The sequence below is a fragment of the Homoserinimonas sp. OAct 916 genome (genome assembly GCF_003260275.1).
Classification (GTDB): domain Bacteria; phylum Actinomycetota; class Actinomycetes; order Actinomycetales; family Microbacteriaceae; genus OACT-916.
Genome location: NZ_QJHB01000015.1, coordinates 19,607 through 39,440, shown reverse-complemented (window position 1 = coordinate 39,440; position 19,834 = coordinate 19,607). Strand labels below are relative to the sequence as shown.

The 19,834-nt window shown below is 61.3% G+C and carries 16 protein-coding genes; 11 read left to right on the top strand and 5 right to left on the bottom strand.

Annotation, left to right across the window (positions count from 1 at the left end; genetic code table 11):
* The first annotated feature begins 177 nt into the window (after nucleotides 1-177).
* Entirely contained in the window at nucleotides 178-657 is a 480-nt protein-coding gene (locus tag DL891_RS15520; protein ID WP_232819215.1) for a CPBP family intramembrane glutamic endopeptidase, read from the top strand.
* Between the two features lie 285 nt (nucleotides 658-942).
* Here DL891_RS15520 and DL891_RS15515 read toward each other — a convergent pair whose 3' ends face one another.
* The 5 genes from DL891_RS15515 to DL891_RS15495 form a co-directional block, all read right to left on the bottom strand.
* A complete protein-coding gene (locus DL891_RS15515; RefSeq protein ID WP_111721409.1) occupies nucleotides 943-2,268 on the bottom strand; it encodes a wax ester/triacylglycerol synthase domain-containing protein in 1,326 nt (441 codons plus the stop codon).
* Nucleotides 2,223-2,651 (bottom strand): hypothetical protein, encoded by a 429-nt coding sequence (locus DL891_RS15510; protein ID WP_157962555.1) that lies wholly within the window; start codon nucleotides 2,649-2,651, stop codon nucleotides 2,223-2,225. The genes DL891_RS15515 and DL891_RS15510 overlap by 46 nt, the downstream gene beginning before the upstream one ends.
* A 104-nt stretch (nucleotides 2,652-2,755) precedes the next feature.
* On the bottom strand, nucleotides 2,756-3,160 hold the full coding sequence (locus DL891_RS15505; RefSeq protein WP_111721406.1) for a hypothetical protein: 405 nt from the start codon (nucleotides 3,158-3,160) through the stop codon (nucleotides 2,756-2,758).
* Between the two features lie 680 nt (nucleotides 3,161-3,840).
* Entirely contained in the window at nucleotides 3,841-4,551 is a 711-nt protein-coding gene (locus DL891_RS15500; protein ID WP_111721404.1) for a hypothetical protein, read from the bottom strand.
* A 640-nt stretch (nucleotides 4,552-5,191) separates the two neighbouring features.
* A complete protein-coding gene (locus DL891_RS15495) occupies nucleotides 5,192-6,733 on the bottom strand; it encodes a CdaR family transcriptional regulator (RefSeq protein ID WP_157962554.1) in 1,542 nt (513 codons plus the stop codon).
* Nucleotides 6,734-6,837: 104 nt separating this feature from the next.
* Here DL891_RS15495 and DL891_RS15490 point away from each other — a divergent pair, with 104 nt between their 5' ends.
* From DL891_RS15490 to DL891_RS15445, 10 genes are all read left to right on the top strand, one after another.
* Nucleotides 6,838-7,911: a DUF917 domain-containing protein gene (locus DL891_RS15490; protein WP_111721401.1), complete on the top strand. Its 1,074-nt coding sequence runs from the start codon at nucleotides 6,838-6,840 to the stop codon at nucleotides 7,909-7,911.
* Complete coding sequence (locus tag DL891_RS15485) at nucleotides 7,898-9,460, top strand: hydantoinase/oxoprolinase N-terminal domain-containing protein (protein ID WP_111721399.1); 1,563 nt, start codon at nucleotides 7,898-7,900, stop codon at nucleotides 9,458-9,460. Before DL891_RS15490 ends, DL891_RS15485 begins: the two co-directional genes overlap by 14 nt.
* 118 nt (nucleotides 9,461-9,578) lie before the next feature.
* Nucleotides 9,579-11,201 carry an ABC transporter substrate-binding protein gene (locus tag DL891_RS15480; protein WP_157962553.1) on the top strand — a complete coding sequence of 541 codons (1,623 nt, stop codon included), beginning with the start codon at nucleotides 9,579-9,581 and terminating at the stop codon, nucleotides 11,199-11,201.
* Between the two features lie 53 nt (nucleotides 11,202-11,254).
* Nucleotides 11,255-12,214 (top strand): ABC transporter permease, encoded by a 960-nt coding sequence (locus DL891_RS15475; RefSeq protein ID WP_198668951.1) that lies wholly within the window; start codon nucleotides 11,255-11,257, stop codon nucleotides 12,212-12,214.
* Nucleotides 12,211-13,137 carry an ABC transporter permease gene (locus tag DL891_RS15470; RefSeq protein WP_111721394.1) on the top strand — a complete coding sequence of 309 codons (927 nt, stop codon included), beginning with the start codon at nucleotides 12,211-12,213 and terminating at the stop codon, nucleotides 13,135-13,137. The genes DL891_RS15475 and DL891_RS15470 overlap by 4 nt, the downstream gene beginning before the upstream one ends.
* Nucleotides 13,134-13,952 (top strand): ABC transporter ATP-binding protein, encoded by an 819-nt coding sequence (locus DL891_RS15465; protein ID WP_111721393.1) that lies wholly within the window; start codon nucleotides 13,134-13,136, stop codon nucleotides 13,950-13,952. Before DL891_RS15470 ends, DL891_RS15465 begins: the two co-directional genes overlap by 4 nt.
* Nucleotides 13,945-15,039, top strand: a complete 1,095-nt coding sequence (locus DL891_RS15460; protein WP_111721391.1) for an ABC transporter ATP-binding protein — start codon at nucleotides 13,945-13,947, stop codon at nucleotides 15,037-15,039. Before DL891_RS15465 ends, DL891_RS15460 begins: the two co-directional genes overlap by 8 nt.
* A 127-nt stretch (nucleotides 15,040-15,166) precedes the next feature.
* Entirely contained in the window at nucleotides 15,167-17,347 is a 2,181-nt protein-coding gene (locus tag DL891_RS15455; RefSeq protein WP_111721389.1) for a hydantoinase/oxoprolinase family protein, read from the top strand.
* Nucleotides 17,347-19,074, top strand: a complete 1,728-nt coding sequence (locus DL891_RS15450) for a hydantoinase B/oxoprolinase family protein (protein ID WP_111721387.1) — start codon at nucleotides 17,347-17,349, stop codon at nucleotides 19,072-19,074. Before DL891_RS15455 ends, DL891_RS15450 begins: the two co-directional genes overlap by 1 nt.
* Entirely contained in the window at nucleotides 19,071-19,568 is a 498-nt protein-coding gene (locus DL891_RS15445; RefSeq protein ID WP_111721385.1) for a nuclear transport factor 2 family protein, read from the top strand. The genes DL891_RS15450 and DL891_RS15445 overlap by 4 nt, the downstream gene beginning before the upstream one ends.
* Nucleotides 19,569-19,834: the final 266 nt, after the last annotated feature.

Genomic DNA, 19,834 nt, shown 5'->3' with positions numbered 1-19,834 from the left:
TGCAACTAAGCCCTCAATTGTGGAGAACAAGTAGGCTTAGTGTCAAGGTTGCCCGAAGCGCGATTCGGCAGGACCCCCACCGCTGAACGACTATGAGGTGACTGATGAATTCAAGTTCTGCGCGCTCAGCCTTTGCCGCCTGGGGCTTCTTTCTCGTCACCTTCGGCTTTGGCATTGATGGTGTACCTGGGTGGTGGCCAGGAGGAGATCGGTTGGCGCGGGTTCGCTCTTGACCGTTTGCTGCAGCGGCACAACGACTTGGCCTCGAGTCTGATCCTGGGTGTGGTGTGGGCGCTGTGGCATGCGCCGCTGTGGTTCATCACGGGTTCCAGTCAGAGCTTCATGCCTTTCGGTGCCTTTCTGATTATGATCCTCGCAGAGTCGGTGATCCTGACCTGGGTCTATGTGGGAAGCGGCAGATCGATGTTCATTGCGATGTGGACGCATGGGGTGGGGAACGCTTACATGGCGATCTTCCCGGTTCTTATCCTCGCCACCGTCAACCAGTACCTTTACTGGATCTTCAGCTGCGTTTTGGCTGCAGTGGCCGTGGTCATCACTTTGGTGCGCGGCCCGTCACTGCGCTCGGGCCCCGGGCTGCCACAGGGGACTGCATCAAACCAGCGCTCGGAGCGGACGCCGCCATCGCTATCCTGAGGTCAGCATCTGAGCGCCGGAGATGCGCGACACATTCGACGGAGTAGTCGACGGCCATCCGTTTGCAGTGTAAGACGTTGGCCGCCAAGTCCGCCTGAATTTCACGAACTATTCTTTGTGGGTAGTTCGGACAATTGATTTAGGCCCGCACTCATTGGTCACTTTTGATAGTCGTCAACTTCCATTCCACCGAATAACTCCCAGATTTCCACACCACATGAGGTATCAGTTTTCATTGACCTTTTGTGTGTTGTTCCCAGACCGGGAGATCCACCCACCCAAAATCTACCCGGCGAGTGCCTCAAGCGATTCGAACTCCTCGGCTAGAAATCCCCTGAGTGTCGGTAGGTCGGGGCAGGTGTCAGGTTCCGCCGCGATCGTCACGACGAGGTTGCCCGCGTAGGAAAGTACCACGAATGACACCGTGATGTTCCCTGTTGGCACACTCAGCGGAATGATTTCTGTGATCGGGCAACTCAACAGCGAGAGCTGAGTCTCCGGCCCGCGCAGTGTGCTCGCGAAGGTGTGAATCATCTTTTGCCTCGCGATGAACCACTCGTACAGGCCCATCCGCGCAAGCAGCCGGAACAACGGGCCGAGAAGTAAAGTGGATGCGCCGGGCGGCTTCAGCTTGGCCGCGCGGGTGAGCGCGGCTACCGCTTCGAGACGTGTGGCCGGGTCGCCGGTGCCGCGGATGGCCAACGGGATCACGCCACTCTGGTTGCCGAGGTCTCCCGCGCTGGCCTGACGTCGGGCGGAGAACGGCACGGAGATCACGATCACGTCGGCCTGCTCGCCGCGACTCGCGAGCAGCCGGTGCAAAGCGCCGGCGACGGCCGTGAGCACGACGTCATTCACAGTGGCACGGTGTGCGTGTGCAACATCGTGTATCCGATTCACGTCAACCCGGATTCGGGCGAAACTTCGCCTCGCGCCGGTCGAGCGGTTGAGCGATGTGGGTGCGGCGCTAACACGGGCGGCCGGTCGCAACTCGGCCACGGCACTGCCGATCCGGCGTATGGCAGTCGGAATCCGCCGCAGAGAACGTATGCGACCCCGTGCGGCATCCACGGCGAGTTGCCCTCTTGACGGGTCCGGCAGGGGAAACCCGGTGTTGACAGTCTCCGGTGCGCCATCGACGAGGTTGGCCAACACGGCCAATCCGCCGATTCCATCAGCGAGTACATGGTGGAATACGAGGATCAGGGCTGCCTCACCCGTTGCCGTATCGGTCACCAACGTCGCCGCCCAGAGTGGCCGGCTTCGTGACAGTTCGGAACCAATTAATTTGGCGGCCAGGCCCAGCACCTCCAACTCGCCTCGGGGTTCAGGACAGGGGAGCGAGGTCACATGGTTGGCGATCTCGAAGGCGGGGTCGTCCACCCACACAGGTCGGCCGCATCCAAACGGGGTCTTCTGCAAGCGTTGCCGAAGCCGCGGCACGCTTACTACGCGCCGAGCAAGTAGCTCGATGACGGACGCCGGGTCGAGTCCGGCCCGTGCATCGAGAAGTAGTACCGCCCCCACCTGCATCGGCGTGGACCCACGCTCGGACACCAACGACATCAAATCGTCTGCGGTGATCCGGTTGATTGGCGAGGACTCGACCATAACTTGACGGTATACCCGCCTCCCATGGTCACGGTCCCGCGCATCATCGGTTGGCGTGGGTAACGACGTGTCCGTCGGCGCAGCCGGGCAACCTCAGCAGTTTGACGCGCGCGTTTGTCGTGGTCGAGACAGGACCGATCCGTTGTCACGGTCGCCTTCAACGCATGTTCGATCTGGGCTGCGACGTTGCCGCTGAGCAGAATCGGAATGTCGGCGCCGATCGCGACTGCCGCGAACAGTGGGGAGGCACTGGTCGTATCCAGCCATTCCCTGATTCCCTGTCCGGGTGCTTCAGGCCCGAGCGTCAGGGTCTTCTCGGGGTCGCCCTGCGGTGCGAGGACGCCGTGGCAACGAGTCAGCGCCCGTCGCTTGGAGAAGTGCACTCTGACTGCAGCATCGCACTTCACAAGCTGTGAGGTTCGTCGCGTCGCCACTCATGACCGACACGATCCAGCACATCGCGGTCGCATCACTCTTTCGCCCGGCTTCAGGACGCCTCGCCCGGTAGAACGTCCGGCGGCTTACCTATCTGACGTAGCATTCGCCACAATAGGGCCAGCGTTGCGAGGGCCATGATGCCCATAGGAATAGCCAACGGCCAGCTTGGTGCATGCCCGTTGGCCTGCGCCACGAAGAGTGAAACCATGATCGGCAAGGTGGTGAGGCCGAGGAATATCAGTGCGCCGGGCGCAGTCGCATGGCCGAGCGGGTCGCGGCGCAGGAGAAGCAACCCCGCGACGAAGACGCCAGGGAGGAAGATCGCGAGATTCAGGACGTGCACCGGATTGGTCGGCACGTTCCAGGTGATCGCGGAGGTGGACGGTCGGCTTACCAGGAGGTCGGAGACTATCTCGCGCAACCAGAACAAAGCGAACAGTGCTGCGGTTGCCATGAGGAACCATCCGGGCAGCCGCATTGAAACGCGGCCGAACTGGGACGGCGACTGTGCGCAACCCCGCCAGGCTGCCTGTGGCGGCGTATGAGGACAGCCCGAGCACAGTGACCCACACCAGGAACAGCATCCCGAAGTGGATGGAGAAAGCGTAGATCGCCTAGTTGTATGCGGTGAAACCGAGGACGCCCACGAGGCAAACCATGACCGCAGGGATCCGCGCACGGACAGGAAGGCAAGAATGACCGTCAGCGGGGCGACCAAGAAGAGGTTAACCAGATCCTGGGCGATGCTCGCCTCGAATAGCGTTGCCGTCTCCATGTCAAAGACCCGCGCAGGGTCGAGCAGTCCCACGCAGCACACCACGGCCGAGACGAGTGCAGCCGAAATGGAAAGCCAAAACCATGGTCTGGAACGAAGGCTACGCGCCACGGGCGCATTCATAGCGCACCGTTCATGGTCGACTCGGCTGGAAACCCGATCTGGCCCGAGCCGCAGCTCTTCGAACTGCCGGGATGGCTCGGCGATGATTTCACGATCATCGGCTACGCGGTCCTGACCGTGGTCGCAGAGAAAGCGTTGACGATGCTGCAGCGCGGTGTAAGAGGAACTTGGGGTAAAGCAGGTAGGGATAAACGTATGGTGCTGGGTGCGGGTGGTATTCCTTGTCGGCCCAGCCCCTATAGGTTTGCGATGCGCCGATTCCGTGCTTCGACGAATGCGATGGTCCGGTCACAGTATCCGGCATACGATTCGAAATCGGTGGGCAGCGGCGAGGTATCGAACCCATCAAACGGTAAAAGAAAGTCAACGTCGAACCGATCTGTAACGAGATCCTGGAGAAGGAAAAACTCGATGTACTGCCTAAACGTTTCGAAGAGATTGAAGAAGTCACCGTGCAGATCGAGGGTCGTGCTGAGCGGACTCTGTTCTCCGCGGTAGTGAAGTCGGATGCACTCCAAAGTGAGGTCAAGCCTGTCCTGGATCGAACGATGAGTCCCGCGACGTTGATTGATGGTCTGCTTGCCGTCAATCCGGTTGCCGGGAAAGATGAGCATGCCGCCGATTGTGTAGCCAATCCGGTGGAAACGCTCGTTCGCTTCGGCTGGCAACTGCGTGTAGAAGCAGTTCAGCCGCTTCCGATGTGAAGTTGCGACGGTATCGCTCGACAGGAAGAACTTCCCGAGGCGTGATTCGTGAAACAGATAGACGCGTGGAACATCTGTGCGCAACTCGAAGTACTCCCCGTTTGGCAGTGGTTTGCTCCACAGGGCTTTGTGATACTGCCGCAAAGTTGGGCTGTGCGAATCGGGGTCGCGTCCTTCAGGGGTATCAGTACGCATGTCGAAATCGACGTCTATAGGGAGGTGGTGGCTCACGTCGATGAGCATACCCGGACCTACCGACCTCAGAGGGTTCGGGCAAACCAAGGGGACCAAAGGGGGACCAGAAACGTGCAAACCATGCAATGCATGACGTGAATCGAGGCTCTTTGCGCCGCACTGCGCCCCTGAAAATCAAGAATTTCGCCGATTTCGCCCACCGGGGGGTCAAGGGGTCGCAAGTTCAAATCTTGTCAGCCCGACCGATAAAAGTCCTGGTGAGATGAGGAATCTCGCGGGGACTTGTTGTTGCTGTCGACGAGTTAGGGGACCAGACGGGGACCAAACCTGCGCCATGTGGCGCGGAAATAGGGGATGCACCTCCGTCCCGAGATCACTGCGCGGACACGTCCTGCCCCGCGATTCCGGGCCTTTTGGCCCGAAGGCTGTCGGCGGGGCTTTCGCCGCGATGCCCCGGGGTCAAGGGGTTTAGGGCCACCCGATCGGTGCGCTCGCTCTAGATTGCGCAGGACTTGCCCGTCCTCTCAAGTAGTAGTGGGGGATCGCGAGCCCCACTTACGACTGCCGAATGCAGACGCAAGAACTCCGCAGCAGGCTAGTTAACTAGGTCCATCCTCCGAGCTCGAGAATGGAGTGCGGCACGACACGGTACCCAGGATCGGGAATCGCGAGCCTGAAATTATGTCCCTCATCTCAATAGCCGCGCTCTGCATGCCAGTTGCACCGCCAGTCGCTGGTCGGCATCGTCGAGGTCGACTTTGAGTAACTTTCTGATCTGCTGCATCCGGTAGACGATCGCATTGCGGTGAAGGTGCAAGCGCTCCGCGACCCGAACCAGCGACCCCTGCTCGTCCAGGTAAGCCTGCAACGTGGTGATCGCGGTCTCCGCGCGTTCGCCGCCCAATTCCTCCAAAGGCGTCAGCAGCTCGCGGACGGCCTGGCGTGCGGTGTCGGTTCCATACCACTCAAGCAACATCGACTTCAGTCCGGCGGCGTCGTAGCCGACCAAGTTATTTCGGTTGGGCGCACCGAGGGCAACCCGTGCTTCCGCCACAGATGCGCGCAGCCCCTGCACGCCCTGATGGGCCATTCCCACCCCGCAGCGAAACCTCAGCTGCGGAAACTGTGCTCCCATACTCGCCAAGACGTCGCGCCCCGCGGCCATCCCTAGCCGTCCAACGTCAAGACGTGGCTGTCGCTGCCACATCTCAACTAGCACAATCCGATCTTCCCAACGTGCAAGATGCCACCCAGATGCTCCCGATTGCGGTGTTTGCGAGCCCGGCGTCGCCAAGCTGGCTCCGGCACTGTAGTCCTCATGCGGCCCCGCCCTGACTACGCGTAGTGCTGCCTCCCCAATCGTCTGCAGGAAGTCAAAGCTTGGTGGCTCCTTCGGCTTCACGAGGTGGAGCATGAGTGCCCGATGCCAGCCATCTACGGAAACCCCCAGCCTTCGTGCTTGATCAGCCAGGCGCGCCGAGTTCGCATCATCCGCCACTAAAATGTCACCCAGCACTGCACTCCGTGTCCGAATAGGTATTCCGGGGCCGTGTACGGCAGCGCTTAAACTTCGCTCCATCGCCGCGGCGATTGCCGAAACGACGATCCGACTCGCGGCGCCTCTGTGGCCATGCGGCATCCTGGCCGAGATTGTCGACACTTCCTGTCCGTCAAGCAGGATGCGAGCGAAGACATCCCCGGCCTCAGGCGCGCGCACGGTCAGGTCCAGATCGAGCGCCTCACTGCCCACTCTCAAGATTTCTGCAGTGTCGCCCGGTACGGGCTGCGGCTCCATTGTACGCAATCGGGTTAGCGCCTCATCTGCCCTGCGCAATTCCCCGTCGGCCCAGCCTGCTATCCCTGCCGCCGCGGCGACTATCAACTCAACAACGTCTAAATCCTCCGGCGCAGCTAGCACCACCACCCCGCTTCTGGACGCGAGCATCGCGGCCGTCATCGCTATTGGGCCGGGGGCCGATCGGCCTGTCAACACCAACCCGGCGATGCCCTGTCCAGCCGCCTGTCGCAGATTGATGTCGAGTTTGTACCCCTGCGAATCTGCGGACACGGCTTTGCTCAGCACAGCAATTGACTCCGCGGGTAAGGTCGACAATCCTTGTGCATCTTCTACGAACCGTATCGATGTCGCGAATCTGGAATTAGCGTCACCGGCCAGTACTCGGACGCCTCTTAGCGCGGGGACCTGAAGTAGTTCGGCAATCGAGAGCACAACGTCAATTTTACGGGCCAAGCTGTGCTGACAGCACAGTTTCTTGCAGAGTTATGTGCTCGATCTACAAATAGTGCGCGATCGATTCCTTTTAGAATTTCTCCATGCTGTTAGACGCCGATGTTCTACCTGCCCATGCCCGAGGCTGCGCCATCTTGGGTGCTGGTGGGGGAGGTTCTCCCCAAATTGGGCTCCTCGCAGCCCTCCAAGCGATCGAAGAGTTCGGACCAGTACCCCTGGTAGACCTCGACGAGCTGCCTGATGATGCCCTCATCATGCCCTGTGGGATGGTCGGTGCCCCGACGGTTTCACTCGAAAAGCCTGGCAATGGTTGGGAGGGGGTCTGGTTGCGCGACCGCATTGAAGCGCTCACCGGACAGAAGGTCGCCGCGTTAATGTGCACTGAGATCGGCGGTGCGAACGGCTGCGAACCCATAGGCTGGGCCGCCCGCATGGGCCTCCCGATCGTCGACGCCGACGGTATGGGACGAGCGTTTCCGGAAATGCCACAGGTATCAATGCACCTCGCGGGGATTCGCCCGGATCCGTGCGTGATAACTGATGAGCGGGGCAACGTGAACGTCCTCTATCCCACCAACGGCCTGTGGCTGGAACGTCTCTGCCGCTCCACCGCGGTCGCATTCGGCGGCCGGGGTGTGACCTCCGAGTACTTGATGACCGCTGAGCAGGCACGCACCGCCACAGTGCGCGGCTCGGTGTCGCGAGCGATCATGATCGGGCAACTCATCGCCGAGAGTGCCGATGACTCGGTTGGCAAGCTCTTGGACGCTGTTGATGGCGTTCGCCTAATTGAGGGCAAGGTTGTTGACGTGGAACGCCGCACCACAGGCGGTTTCGTTCGTGGCTCCGTCATCATCGAGGGTCTTCGCGGCGACTCCGGGCGACTCGTGCGCATCGAGATCCAGAACGAGAACCTTGTCGCCCTCGAAGATGGCAAGGTGCTCGCCTCGGTTCCCGACATCATCACGGTGCTGGACACCCAGAGCGCCGAAGCAATCACTACCGAAGTGCTGCGTTATGGCCAACGCATCACCGCCGTCGCCTTTCCCTGCGACCCGATCTGGCGCACTGACAAGGGCATCGAGTCTGCAGGGCCACGTGCGTTCGGCTACGAGTTCGCCTACCAGAAAGTAGAAGACATCCATGAGCTCGCGTAACCTACGAATCGGCGTCGACGTCGGAGGAACGAACACGGATGCCGCCGTCATCGACGCCTATGGCACCTTGTTGGCGAAGACCAAGGTTGGCACCACACGCGACGTCACCGGCGGCATCAATGCGGCGATCAAAGCGGTGCTGAGTAACAAGATTTCAGTGAGCGACGTCAGCCATGTGATGATCGGCACCACTCACGCGACCAATGCTGTGCTCGAACGGCGCGGTCTTGGCCGGGTCGCAGTCGTGCGCATCGGAGGCCCGGCGAGCAACGCGATCCGCCCTCTGTTCGGTTGGCCAGCCGACCTGCGCCAGGCGATCTCTATGGGCGAGTGCATCGTTGACGGCGGCGCCGAGCTCGACGGCCGCGAGATCACTGCGTTCGACGCCGACGCCATGGCCCGCTTCCTTGGCAGTTTTGACGAGAAAGTCGATGCCGTAGCCATCACCTCGATCTTCTCTCCAGTCTCTGACGAGCATGAGCTCGCCGCCCTTGACCTAGTGCGCCGGGAGCTCGGCCCTGACGTGCACGTGTCGCTCAGCCATGAGATCGGCGCCCTCGGCCTCCTGGAGCGGGAGAATGCGACCGTGCTCAACGAAGCACTTGTAGGTGTCGCGCACGGGGTGATCGGTGCACTCACCCAAGCCCTTGCCGACAACGGACTCGGAGACGCCGTCGTCTACTTCGCGCAGAACGACGGCACTCTTATGGCGCTTGACTTCGCCCTCCACTTCCCGGTGCTCACCATCGGTTCCGGGCCGGCAAACAGCATTCGCGGCGCTGCGTACTTGACAGGGGTGAACGACGCGCTCGTCGTCGACGTCGGAGGCACTTCGACCGACATCGGAGTGCTCACAAACGGTTTTCCGCGCGAGTCGAGCCTCGGCGTGAAGATCGGTGGCATTGACACCAACTTCCGCATGCCCGACCTGGTCAGCATCGCGATCGGCGGTGGCACCATCATCCGCCGGCTCGATGGCCAGACAACAATTGGACCGGACAGTGTCGGCTACCGCTTGCCCGAGCAGTCCCTCATCTTCGGAGGGCCGCGGGCCACCATTTCTGATGCCACAGTAGCCGCCGGCCGCGCCCGATTCGGCACGCACGATCTCGATCCGAGCCTGCGCGAGCAACTCGCAGAGGGCCTGGAACTCGCCGATCAGGCTGTTGCGGACGCTGTGGATAGGGTCAAGGTTGCCCGCGGTGACATGCCAATGATTGCCGTCGGCGGCGGTAGCGTTTTCCTGCCCGACAAGATCCCGGGTATCAGCGTCATTCACCGCCCCGACAATTACGATGTCGCCAATGCTATTGGTGCCGCTATCGGCACCGTGAGCGGACAGGTCGACCGAATCTTCGCTCTCGACAACTCGACCCGATCAGACATCATTGCCGAGGCGATAGAACAGGCGACCGAGCGTGCAGTGCGAGCCGGCGCCGACCCCAAGAAGGTCGAGGTCGTCGGAATCGAGGAGATCCCCCTCGCCTATCTCACGAATCCCGCTCTTCGTGTAAAAGTCAAGGCGGCAGGCCCTCTGGGGTCGCTCTGATGACTCGCGTCTGGCTCCGCACACTGCAGAGAAAAATCCGCCCGTCTCGGCCCAGAACATGGCCGGAGTCCCCCCTGATCCCACCCCAACATATCTTCCTGAAATAGATGGAGCAGAAATGAAACGCATGCGCATAGTCGCCGCCATTATCGTGGCCGCGACACTCACCCTGACTGCCTGCACCGGGACGCCGCACTCCCCGACTGCGAATGAGGGCGGCAGCACCGCGGGAGCCAATACGGGCACGAACTCGACTTTCGTTTATGATGCCCACTCGACGGCCATCACCAGCTGGGACCCATCGACCTCGTACTCGAACGAGATAATCGTTTTGAGCAACGTATACGAGACACTGACCCGATACAACGACAACACCCAGAAGGTCGAGCCGCTTCTGGCTACCAGCTGGAAGTCATCAGCCGACGGTATGCAGTGGACTTTCACGTTGCGACCCGACATCAAATTCCACAGCGGCAACCCATTGGATGCCGCCGCCGCAAAGGCCGCTATAGAGCGCACGATCAAGCTCGACGCCGGCGCCGCGTACATCTGGGGCGCTGTCAAGAGCATTGACGCGCCGGATGCGACCACGCTGGTGTTCAACCTCAGTTACGCAGCCCCGCTTGACCTGATCAGTTCCGCCGACTACGCGGCGTACATCTTCGACACAAAGGCCGCGGGCAGCGAAGACCTAACGGCGTGGTTCGAGGCCGGCCATGACGCCGGTTCGGGGCCGTACTCTGTGACCAAGTGGCAACAGGGGCAAGAGGTCGAAGTCACTCTAGATGCGTTCCCCGATTACTGGGGCGGCTGGGATGGCGCCCACTATGACAAGGTCGTGTACCGTGTCGTCGGCCAGGCTACTACTGCTGCGCAACTGGTACGCAGCAAAGAGGTCAGTTTTGTCGCTCAGCTCACACCTGAGCTCTGGGGCTCCTTCAAAGACGACAACAGTGTCCAGGTGACTGAACGCGCTTCGTGGCAGAACCTCTTTGCTTTTTACAACACAACGGATGGTCCGCTGAAGAACCCTAATCTGCGGAAGGCACTCAACTATGGCATCAACTATGATGGCATCGTCGCTGCGCTGAAAGGATCTGCAACCCGCACGCCCGGAATCGTACCGAAAGGTCTCGTCGGCTACTCGGAGGGTCTTGCGGAGTATGCCTATAATCCTGACCAGGCCACCCAGCTGCTCGCCAAGGAGGGGTATGGCCCGGGCAAGAAGGCACTCGACCTCACCCTGACCTACACGAGCGGCGACGACCAGCAGGAACTCGCTATGACACTGGTGAAGTCCAGCCTCGCTGCCCTCAACGTGAACGTATCGCTCACGGCGCTGCAGTGGCCGACCCAGTGGGCGCAGGCGCAATCTGAGGACGCGTCAAAGCGACAGGACATCTTCGTAATGTACTGGTGGCCTGACTATGCCGACCCGTATTCGTGGTTTATCAATCTGTTCCACAGCGAAGAAAAACCATTTTACAATCTCAGCTACTACAAGAACGCGGGCCTTGATGCCCAGATCGACAAGGTCGAGGCTGTCCTCGCCGTCGACAAGCCCAAGGCTGAACAGATGTACATCGAAATGCAAAAGGAGCTCTTCAACGACGCTCCGGCGGTCGTTCTCTACACCTCGAATTACCAGCGGGTGCTACAAAACTCGGTCGCAGGCTACGTCGACAATCCGGCGTATCCGAACGTGGCGTTCGCCTATGATCTGCAGCCGGCGGCTCAATGATCAAATATCTTGCCCGTAGGTTGGGGCTTGCGGCGCTTGTGGTCGCCGGGGTCGTGGTGCTGACGTTCTTCATCGCCCGCGTTATCCCCGGCGACCCGGCGGCAAGCTGGGTGGGCCCGCACGCAACGGCCGCGCAGATTGCTGCCGTGCGCACCGAACTCGGTCTCGATAAGCCTTTGGTGGTGCAGATTTTCGACTACTTTGGCGGTATCCTTTCCGGTAACTGGGGTGTGTCGATTCACACCCACCAGGCGGTGCTCTCCGATATCGCACTTCGATTGCCAGCGTCGCTGGAACTGGTGGTGACCGCGTTAGTGATCGCAGTGGTCGTCGGAGTCCCGCTCGGAGTCATCTCCGCGTACCGCAAGGGTCGTCTCAGCGACCAAGCTCTTCGCACCCTCGCCGTCTTCGGAGTCTCGATGCCGGTCTTCTGGTTGGCGCTGATCCTGCAGATGGTCTTTTTTCAACAGTTGCATTTACTCCCGGTTGCTGGTGAATACGACCCCGAGCTGCAATACTCCTCGCCGCTGATGTCGTACACCGGCTTCACGCCGATCGACGCGCTGTTCACCGGCAACTGGCCGGTTCTTGGCAGCTCGATCAGCCATTTGATCCTGCCCGCCTTCGCCGTTGCTGCCTACCCAATCGGTGTTGTGATGCGCATGGTACGAGCGAGCATCCTCGAGGTTTCTGGCGATGCTCATATCCAAATGGTTCGTGCACTCGGTTTCAGTGAGCGAAGCGTATTCGGCCGCTTTGCCCTGCGACTCGCGTGGAGCCCTATCATTCAGGTGCTCGCTCTGGTTTTCGCTTATGCGTTGGTGAATACGTTTTTGGTCGAATCGATCTTTAACTGGCCGGGGATCGGAAGTTATGCCGCTGCAGCCATCACGTCGCTCGACACTCCAGCCATCATGGGTATTACGCTTCTCGTCGCCGTCGTCTACGTGCTGGCCAATCTGCTCGTCGACTTGCTGCAAGCCGCCCTCGACCCGAGGATCCGCCTGAAATGAGCCGACTCAATAGAGTGACCAATGCCGGGCAAGGATCCGAGCCACGGGGCGGAAGCGCGTTCGGTCCCACCTCAGCCGGGCGTCGGGCGGTTCGCTGGATGCGTGAGAATCCGCTGTTCGCATTTGGGGCTGCGATTGTCATGATCGTCGTCATTTTCGGTGTGCTCGCCCCGTTCCTGGCCCCGTTTCCGGATGATGCGTCCACCGCCACGCATCCGTTCGAGACGCTCGTAGCCCCCTCGGCGGAGCACTTATTCGGCACCGATCAGGTGGGCCGCGACATCCTGAGTCGAGTAATCTACGGCATCCGTATCTCACCCGTGATCGCCGCGGCCGTGATCGCGTCTTCATGCATCATCGGTATACCGCTGGGCCTGCTCGCCGGCCATTTCGGTGGCGTCATCGACGAGGTCATTATGCGGATCACCGATATCTTCCTCGCTGTGCCAGCGCTACTGCTTGCGCTCGCATTCGCAGTGGTGTTGCCGCCTAGTCCGTACAGTACGATGATCGCAATTGGAATCGCCTGGTGGCCCTGGTACGCGCGCCTGGTGCGTGGCGAGGCGAAGTCAGTCACCACGAGACGCTACGTGGAGAATGCGCGAATTCTTGGGTTGCCCCGCTGGCGAGTAATGTTCCGACACGTGCTTCCGAACTCGGTGACGCCCGTGATCGTGCAGGCATCCCTCGACTTCGGTGGCATAATCCTCACCGCCGCATCACTGTCGTTTCTCGGACTTGGTGCCCAAGACCCGACGCCCGATTGGGGCCTCATGGTGAACCAGGGGCAGGGCTATTTCGCGACGCAATGGTGGGTGGTCACCTTTCCAGGCCTGGCGATCCTTATCACGGCACTCGCCTTCAATCTGCTCGGTGACGGAATCCACGAGCGGCTCGACCCGAGGCGGGTGGTTAGTCGATGACCCTTGAGATCCGAGACCTCAGTGTGTCCTTCGGCGGGCATCGTGTCTCCCACATCCCCAGTCTCGATCTCGAACCAGGCCGCATAGTCGGGCTTGTCGGCGAGAGCGGTTCGGGTAAGTCGATGTCGACCAATGCAATTCTTGGCCTCGCGGAGCGGCTCGGCGCCATTGTTACCGGGAGTATCCGCTTCGATGGGATGGAGCTCGTCGGCGCTTCCAAACACGTGCTCCGCGAAGTGCGTGGCCGACGGATCGCGATGATCTTCCAGAGCCCAAGTACTGCGTTTCATCCGATTATGAAGGTCGGCGACGTTTTCGTGCGATCGCTCCGCCTGCACGGTGTCCGGTCTCGCGACGAGGCTCGGGCACGCGCCGAGTCCGCGATTGCCGAGATGTTGCTTCCGGCACGGGTACTCGACCGGTACCCGCATGAGATGTCAGGCGGTCAATTGCAGCGCGTGGCGATCGCGTTAGCCCTCGCGTTGGACGCGGAAGTGTTGTTGGCCGACGAACCGACCAGCGCGCTGGATGTCACCGTGCAAGCGGAGATACTCACGCTGCTGGCGCAGTTACGTGACCGAGGGCGACTTGCTACTTTGCTCATCAGCCACGACCTTGCGGCGGTCGCCGAGATAGCGGATACCGTCGCTGTGATGCGCGGGGGGGAGATGGTCGAGCACGGACCGACCGCGAGCGTCATCCACTCGCCGACCAGCGCCTATACGCGCGAGTTGCTCGCCGCGGTTCCGGTATTGGGCCGGCATCGGCCACTGAACCGGCAGACTCACCTAAACGGAGAGAACAGTGATGCTTGAGGCCAAAGAAGTCGTTATTCGGTACGGTGCGGTCACCGCTGTGGCCGGCGTGGACCTGTTGGTGCCGAACGGCCCGTTCGGGGTCGGACTCGTCGGCGAGAGCGGTTCGGGCAAGACGACGCTCGCCCGGGCCATCCTCGCCCTGCAACCGATCACCAGTGGCCGAATCCTTCTCGACGGCACGGATGTTTCCCACCTGCGAGGCACGGCGCTGCGCGACTTCCGGCGCACGATCCAGATCGTGATGCAGGATGCCGACGGCAGTTTGAGCCCACGGATGCGCGTGGGAGAGGCAATTGCGGAGGTACTGCGCGCGCACAATATTGTGCCCGCTGCCGAACGAAAAGATGAGGTGGTGCGCCTGCTGCGCGAGGTCGGCCTCGACGCGGAACACGGCCACCGGCTGCCACATCAGCTGTCGGGCGGGCAGCGGCAGCGCGTGTCAATCGCCCGTGCGCTCGCCGTGCGACCGCGGGTGATGGTTTTCGACGAACCAACGAGTGCGCTCGACGTCACCGTGCAGGCAAAGATCCTCGACCTGGTCGACACGCTACGTGAAGAGCGCCAACTGGCATACCTATTGATCTCGCATAACCTAGCCGTGGTGGAGCGCCTTTGCGAGCAGGTCTATGTGTTGTATTTGGGGCGCGTGGTCGAGAGCGGCCCGACCGACCAGGTGCTCGCACGGCCTGCTCATCCGTATTCGGCCGCACTGCGGTCGGCGGTGCTGCAGATCGAAGTGGCAGACGATGGAAGCGCGAGCCCTCCAGCAACGGTCCTGGGCGACGTGCCCCGCGGGCAGGGCCGCGAACGGATCGTGCTGCCGGGTATCCCGGCAGACCCCGCCAACCCGCCGCCGGGATGTGTGTTCCACCCGCGCTGTCCGATAGCGATCGAAATCTGCCGCACGGTAGTGCCTGAGCGGCGCGAAATCGAGCCGGGCAGGTTCGTTGAGTGTCATCGAGCGGAGGAGATGCTTGCGCAGTCGGTCGATTTGAGTACTCCGCTGACAATCGAGCCGCTCGGGATGCAGCCAACGGTCTCGTCTGCTGGGCAATCGGTGGAGCCGTTCGTGCCCGAAGAGTAAGTGCACCGGGCCGATCCGTAGCCCAAGACGCCACGCCACCCAAGACTCCCCACCACCCAAGACCCCACCACCCAAGACCCCACCACCCAAGACCCCACCACCCAAGACCCCACCAGTCGGGAGACCTATGAACCACACATCCGGGGATCATGCTGCGGAGGACACGCGCAGTGCCGCCGACTACGTGTCCGAACCAGTCCGCGTCGCAATTGACGTCGGCGGCACCTTCACCGACGTGGTCACGCTCGTGCCATCGACCGGTCACATGAGGTTCGAAAAGGTTCCGACGACTCCGAATACGCCCACACGCGGCGTACTGGACGCATTCCGGTACGCGCAGGCGCCACTGGAGAGCGTGGCTATGTTCAACCACGGAACCACACTCGGAGTCAATTGTCTGCTGACCCGCACCGGGGCACGCACCGCGATCATCTCGACGCGCGGTTTTCGCGATGTGTACCTGCTCGGGCGTACTGACCGCAAACCCATGTACGACATCAAGTATCGCAAACCTAAGGCACTGCTCGAGCGAAGTGACACCTTCGAGGTTACCGAGCGCAGTTACTTCGACGGCAGCATCGGCACCGAGTTGGATGCAGCCGATGCCCGCGCTGTCGCCGCCGAGATCGTCGACCGTGGTTACGAGTCGGTAGCAGTTGCGTTCTTGCACTCGTATGCAAACCCGACGCACGAACTGAAAATGCGCGAAATCCTGCGTGAGATTACCGGTGACATTGAGGTGACGCTTTCGCACGAGCTTTCGCGCGAGTACCGGGAGTACGAACGCACCAGCACAGCCGTACTCGACGCCTACATCAAACCCATAATGCGCGGCTACTTGCATGACCTCGAAGGCGAATTGGCCGACAATCACTTTAGTGGACGCTTTTTCATGTCGCGCTCCGGCGGCGGGGCAATGACCGCGAGCACCGCGCGCGAACAACCAGTGAACCTCATCCTCTCCGGGCCAGCGGGGGGAGTTGTGGGCGCGGCAGCGTTTTCACGACTGGTCAACCTGCCCAACTTGATAACGATTGACATGGGCGGTACAAGCCTCGACGCCTCGCTGATAGTCGGTGGCGAACCGCTGCTCTACCAGGGCGCTGAGTTCGAAGGTCTGCCAATTAACACTCCATCGTTGAACATCCAGACAATCGGCGCCGGGGGCGGGTCGCTAGTCTGGCTCGACCCAGCCGGTGCCTTGCAGGTCGGGCCGCAGAGCGCGGGAGCCGTACCTGGACCTGCGGCATACGCACGCGGCGGCGTCGAACCGACGTTCACCGACGCCGCGCTCGTCCTGGGCTACCTCGGCTCCGACACGCCACTCGGCGGCACACTTACTCTCGATGCTGGGCTCGCAAAGCACGCACTCCGACCGATCGCGGAAAGAATGGGCGTGGACTTGCCCGAGCTTGCTCGCGGCGTGATGCGTATCTCAAGTGCGAAAATTATGGGAGCGGTGCGTGGCATCACCGTAGAACTTGGCCTCGACCCGAAGGACTTCGCGCTGCTTTCGTTCGGCGGCGGCGGCGGGCTCGTCGCCATCGAAGTCGCGCGGGAGCTAGGAATACCGAAAGTGGTGGTACCACCCGGCTCGGGCGCGTTCTCAGCGTTGGGCATGTTGATGGCAGATGTGCAGCATGACTTCGCCCGCACCGCGGTGATGGCGGTCGCCGACGCTGACCTTGGCGTCGTGTCCGCCGAGTTCCAGTCAATGGAAAAGACGGCCACCCAGGTCCTTGCTGAGGAGTCTTTCGGCCCCGACGACCGACGGACGCGTCGCATGATCGATGTGCGCTACACCGGGCAGGAGCACTCTGTGACCCTCGAGTGCCCGCCCGGGCTGGAAGTGGGCTCGCCGCCTCGAGGTTTCGCCGATGAGCTTTCGCGGCGGTTTGCCGAAGCTCATGAACGGCACTACGGTCACGTGATGACCGATCCAATCGAGATCACCACGTTGCGCGTGCACGCCGCCGGGATCATAGCCAAACCGTCGCTATCCGAGGTCGAGGCAGGCAGCGGTCAGGTGCAGGTTGCCGGGCGACGCCGAGTGTACCTGCGAGATGATGGCGGCGAGGACTATGCGCTGTACGTGCGTGAGCAACTTTGCGGAGGAGACGTGATCGAGGGCCCGGCCGTCGTCACGGAGCACACCGCCACCACCGTGATGCACACGGGCGACACGCTCACTGTCGGTCGCTATGGCGAACTCATCATCTCAGTGGCGGCGCGGCCGGACAGGGTTGAGCAGACCAATGTCGAACCGGCCGAAGTCGATCAGACAGAAGTTCACCAGGAGGCGAATTGATGAAACACACCGATCCCATCACAATCGAAGTCATCCGCCATGGCGTCATTGCCGCCGCCGATGAGATGGCGCGCAACCTCTGCCGTACGGCCTACAACACAGTGGTGTATGAGATACATGACTATGGCCTCGGCATTCATGACACCAACGGTGATGTCGTGGCAGACGTACCGGGCGTCGCCGAATTCACCCGCGGAAATGACTACGGACTCAAGAAGGCAATCGAGTTTCTTGGTATTGAGGCGTTCGGTGAGGGCGACGTGTTCATCGTCAACTACCCTTACTGGTCGTCGGCGCACACGCTTGACCCGTTGGTGCTCGCGCCGGCATATCACGATGGTGAGATCATCGGGTTCGTTACGTGTCGAGTACACGTGCTCGACCTCAAGCAGAAGGATGCCGGCTACGTGCTCGATTCGACCGACATGTATCAGGAGGGTATTTTCTTCCCGGTCGTGCGCCTGTATCGAGGTGGACAGCAATGCGATGACATATTCAATATCATTCGGTACAACTCACGTATGCCAGAACGCACGATCGGAGATATTCAGGCGCAAGTCTCCGCATGCTACACGGGGCAGAAACGACTCCGGGAGATCGCTGTGAAGTATGGCAACGACACGCTACGTGAGGCGATGGCGGAGATCAATGCCCATGGCGAGAAGCTGGCCCGGCTGGCGCTTGCGGAATTGCCGAAGGGCACATGGAGCGCCTTCGACTTCGTCGATAGTGATGGGGTTGACCTCGACACCATGGTGAAGCTGAACGTCACCGTGACCATCACTGACGATGAGTTTGTGGTCGACTGGAGCGGAAGCGCCCCAGGGACAAAGGGGCCGATCAACGTTCCGGTCGGTGACACGCAAGCACTGTGCTGCCTGATCTTCAAGTCCATGACGACACCCGATTCACCGGTGGTCGCTGGAAATTTTGCCCCGTTGCGGGTCGTGACCGAACCGGGCAGCGTCATGCACGCGGTGCCCCCAATGCCAACGTTCACAATGTGGACGAGCATCCTCGCAGGTGAGGTTGTTCTGAAAGCACTCGCCAAGGGTATGCCCGATCTGGTGCCCGCTTGTTCAGGCGGCGACCTCTGCTCGATGATGGGACTGGGCGTGAACCCGCGCACTGGTGAAGCATGGCTTGAGGCGACCAACGAGGCGGTCGGCTTTGGCGCACATTCCGCGGGTGACGGTGAAGACGGAATCATGCACATCACGGAACCGGGATGCCGAAATAATCCTGTTGAGGTGCTCGAGAGCAAGTCGGTGATGGTGATTGATCACTACGGGTACCGGCCGGACACCGGTGGGCCGGGGGAGTATCGCGGGGGCGTCGGGGTGAGCCGCGTGTATCGGTTCACCGCACCCTCGACGGCGATCTGCATCGTGTACAAGACGAAGTCGCCACCCTGGGGGGTGGCCGGTGGGGCTGAGGGCGTACCGAATCAGATCGTGCTGAATCCGGGCACGCCGAGGGAGGTGCGCCAGGGCGGCAGCTACAACCATCTCGAGGCAGGGGAGGTACTCGCCAACAACACAGGTGGTGGAGGCGGATATGGGGATCCGTTCCGGCGCGACCCGGCGAAGGTCGCGCACGATGTACGCAATGGCTTTGTCTCGATAGATGCCGCCGCGCGCGCCTATGGCGTGGTGGTCGATTCAGACCATTTCACGGTCGATGAGAGCGCGACGCGTGAAATACGCACGGCTCGACTCCGGCAATGACTGACGGCGCCCGCAGGCGGGAGAGCACTGTGGGGCTCCAGGCGCAGACCGCTGCCATCGATGTGTTGCGAGGCATGTACAAGGCCTATCAGGCGGGGGACCCTTCAGGGATCGACGCGGTTTTGTCCGCTGATCTTACGATGTTTGACTCCGTGCACGCCGACCTGATCGTGGGCCTTGACGAGCTTAACGTGGTGCGCTCGCAGCGTAGTGCAGACGGAAGCGGGCACGTCGAGACCGATGTCGCTATGGTCAATCCGCGGGCGTTCGGCAATGGCGACAGCGTTCTTGTTGCGTACTGGCTACGGGTGGATTTGGCCGACCGACAGGGGCGGCCGTGCGCGCCGGAGCTCTCCCGGAACACCGCGTTATTGCGGCGTGAGGGCGGCAGGTGGAAGGTCGTGCACATTCATGAGGATGTGTGGGTGTCTCTGGGAGCCGCTTCGGTGCCCGATCAAGCGTGGGAAGACCACCCGATATCGCCGGCGTCGTAATTCAGAATGATGCCTAACCCGGGAACACGGTGATAGGCAAGAGCGACTCGCCGAAGAAGTCAAACCTCCAGGAGATGTGGGTGTGCAGTGCACCGACCGTCTCAGGTCACTCGGCAGAAGCATGAACATCACATCGCCGGATAGCTGCTCCAGGCCGAAGTGCAATAGCTGGGCGGCAGCGATTAGGCCCACGGTGTGCGGGTCGTGCGCGAAGGCGTGCGCTCCGCCGTTCTTCGACTGGACGAGAGCCCTGGTTTCCCTGTCAT